This is a genomic window from uncultured Campylobacter sp. (assembly GCF_938018035.1).
GTDB lineage: Bacteria > Campylobacterota > Campylobacteria > Campylobacterales > Campylobacteraceae > Campylobacter_B.
The window spans coordinates 1-3,064 of the sequence record NZ_CALIJF010000248.1 but is presented as its reverse complement, the minus strand read 5'-3'; the positions used below and the strand labels follow the sequence as shown (position 1 = coordinate 3,064).

Here is a 3,064-nt window from a genome sequence, read left to right as displayed (position 1 = left end):
CCGCGCGATTATTTTTATACGATCTGTATCACAAGGTAACGGGCTTTAGCGGTTACAACAGCCTAAAAGATTACTTCGCTCGCGGCGAGGCGGCGGGCCGCATAATGCTCGGCTTAAAGGAAAAATACGATCTTGAGGATCTAAATTCTTATTTGCAGCCGCAGCGCGATTTGCAGTTTAATTACCTCGGCATCAAAACGCTTTACGATCGCTATCTCATCAAAGATAAAAGCGGCGCGCCGATCGAGCTTCCGCAGCAGATGTTTATGGCGATCGCGATGTTCCTTGCGCAAAACGAGCTTGACTGCCAGAGCTGGGCGAAGAAATTTTACGATCTTATATCTAAATTTGAAGTCATGCTGGCTACTCCGACGCTTTCAAACGCCCGCACGACGCGACATCAGCTAAGCAGCTGCTACGTGGGAAGCACGCCCGATAATATCGAAGGGATTTTTGATAGCTACAAGGAGATGGCGCTTCTGAGCAAATTCGGCGGCGGTATCGGCTGGGACTGGTGCAAGGTGCGCGCGATGGGCGGCAGCATCGACGGGCATAAAAACGCCGCGGGCGGCATCATCCCGTTTTTAAAGATCACGAACGACATCGCAGTCGCCGTCGATCAGCTGGGCACGCGCAAGGGCGCTATCGCCGTGTATATCGAGCCGTGGCATATGGACGTGAGCGACTTCCTCGATCTACGAAAAAACTCGGGCGAGGAGAGGCGCCGCGCGCATGAAATTTTCCCCGCGCTGTGGATAAACGATCTGTTTATGAAAAGACTTCAAAACGGCGGCAAGTGGACGCTCTTCGATCCTGCAGAAGTAAGCGATCTGAGCGATCTATATGGCGCGGAATTTGAGGCGCGCTACGAGCAGTACGAGGCCGATGATAAAATTTCAAAATCTACTATCCTAGCAAAGGAGCTTTGGAAGAAAATTTTAACGAGCTATTTTGAGACGGGCATGCCCTTTTTATGCTTCAAAGATAACGCCAACCGCATCAATCCAAACGCGCATCAAGGCTTAATCAGGAGCTCAAATTTATGCACCGAGATCTTTCAAAACACGGCGCCGAACCACTACAAAATCAAAGTGGTTTTTGCTGACGGCAGCGAGAAGCTGTTTGAGGAAAACGAAGATGTGGCGACCGACGCAGGCATCGTAAAAAAGGCAAAAAAGATCACCGCGCTGGACACGCTGGGCGGCAAAGAAATTTTTATCGTAGAAAAGGGCTGCGACGAGGGCGCGACGGCGGTTTGTAACCTCGCAAGCGTAAATTTAAGCAAAATCAATAGCCGCGAGGAGATAGCTCGCGTGATGCCGATCGCCGTGCGAATGCTCGACAACGTCATCGATCTAAATTTTTACCCGCACGCCAAGGTCAAACACACCAATCTAAAAACCCGCGCGATAGGGCTCGGCGTAATGGGCGAAGCGCAGATGCTGGCCGAGCGCGGCGTGAAGTGGGGCAGCTACGAGCACTTCGAGCTGATCGATAGGATAATGGAAAACGTGAGTTTTAACGCGATCAAGGCAAGTTCAAATTTAGCCGTAGAAAAGGGCAGGTACCCCGATTTTGCGGGCTCGAAGTGGAGCGAAGGAATTTTCCCGATCGATTTAGCGAACGAAAACGCCAAAGCGCTCGTTAAGCGCGGCGGGCTTTTTGAGCAGAGCAGCTGCGATTGGGACGGATTGCGCGAGAAAGTAAAGCGCGACGGTATGCGAAACGGCTACCTGATGGCGATCGCGCCGACATCGAGCATCAGCATACTCGTAGGCACCACGCAGACGATCGAGCCGGTGTATAAGCGCAAATGGTTCGAGCACAATCTAAGCGGCATGATCCCGGTCGTCGTGCCGAATTTAAGTCCGAAAACGTGGCAGGCGTACGTGCCTGCGTACGAGCTCGATCAGCGCCTGCTCGTAAAGGCGGGCGCCATCCGCCAAAAATGGATCGATCAGGGCCAGAGCCTAAATATCTTCATGAGCCTAGACAAAGCTAGCGGCGGCTATCTGAGCGAAATTTACACGCTTGCATGGCAGCTGGGGCTAAAATCGACCTACTATCTACGCTCCGAAAGCCCAGATAGCGAGAAGCTAAACAACGTCGCGGATCGTTCGATCGAGTGTGAGGGGTGTCAGTAAAAGGCAAAAGGATTAACATATGAAACTAGATAGATTTGAAATAAAAAATTTTCGTTCAATAAAAGACATGGCGATAAATATTGAAGAGAGAAATGGTAAAAAATGTATAATATTAGTAGGAAAAAATGAGGCTGGAAAAAGTAACATATTAAAGGCTATATCGGCAGTATTTGGTCAATATGAAGTTAGCATCAAAGATCAAAATAAAAACGCCACAGATGATAAATATTATATTCGTGCGATATTTAAGTTAGAAGAGAACGATTTCAATGTCTTAGAAACAGGGTTATTTGAAGAATATAATATAAAAGATACCAATATATTCCAAAATAACTTAGATATTAGAAATTTTATAAAAGAATCGTTTAATGAAATCTTATTGACTATAAAAATAGATGATAATGAAGAACCTAGATTAACATATTGGAGCTATAAAACACTAGATAAGAAATATAAAATTTTAAGATCAGTCTATTACGAACAAAATAGCAAACAAATTACAGTTTCTAGCAAAGAAAATTCGATTGGGAATGAACTTTCAATTAATGATCTTAAAAATATTATATTCACGAACATTGAAAACTATATTGTCAACATAGAAGAACTGTATAATAATATGATTTTTTGGGAATACAATGATCAATATCTATTACCATCAAGTTTAAATATTGAAGATTTTAAAAATGATCCGGACATATGTATACCTCTAAAAAATATTTTTTATCTAAATAATATAACAGACATAGAGCAAGATATTGAAAATGCCAGTAAAAAAGATAAAGGATTGCATGGTTTTCTAGAAAGAATATCTAAAGAGGCTACAAAAGAATTTAGAAAAATATGGCCCGACCTAGATAACATAGAGTTTATTATAAGAAAAGATGGCGAAGAGTTTGATATACGAATAAAAGAAAAAGAGT

2 protein-coding genes are annotated in these 3,064 nt (G+C 44.2%); both read left to right on the top strand.

Annotated elements, in window-relative coordinates:
• Nucleotides 1–2,144 (top strand): ribonucleoside-diphosphate reductase subunit alpha (locus tag Q0257_RS07340; protein WP_298023448.1); only part of this gene is annotated, 2,144 nt, incomplete at its 5' end.
• 19 nt (nucleotides 2,145–2,163) lie between these two features.
• Nucleotides 2,164–3,064 (top strand): AAA family ATPase (locus tag Q0257_RS07335; protein WP_298023445.1); only part of this gene is annotated, 901 nt, incomplete at its 3' end.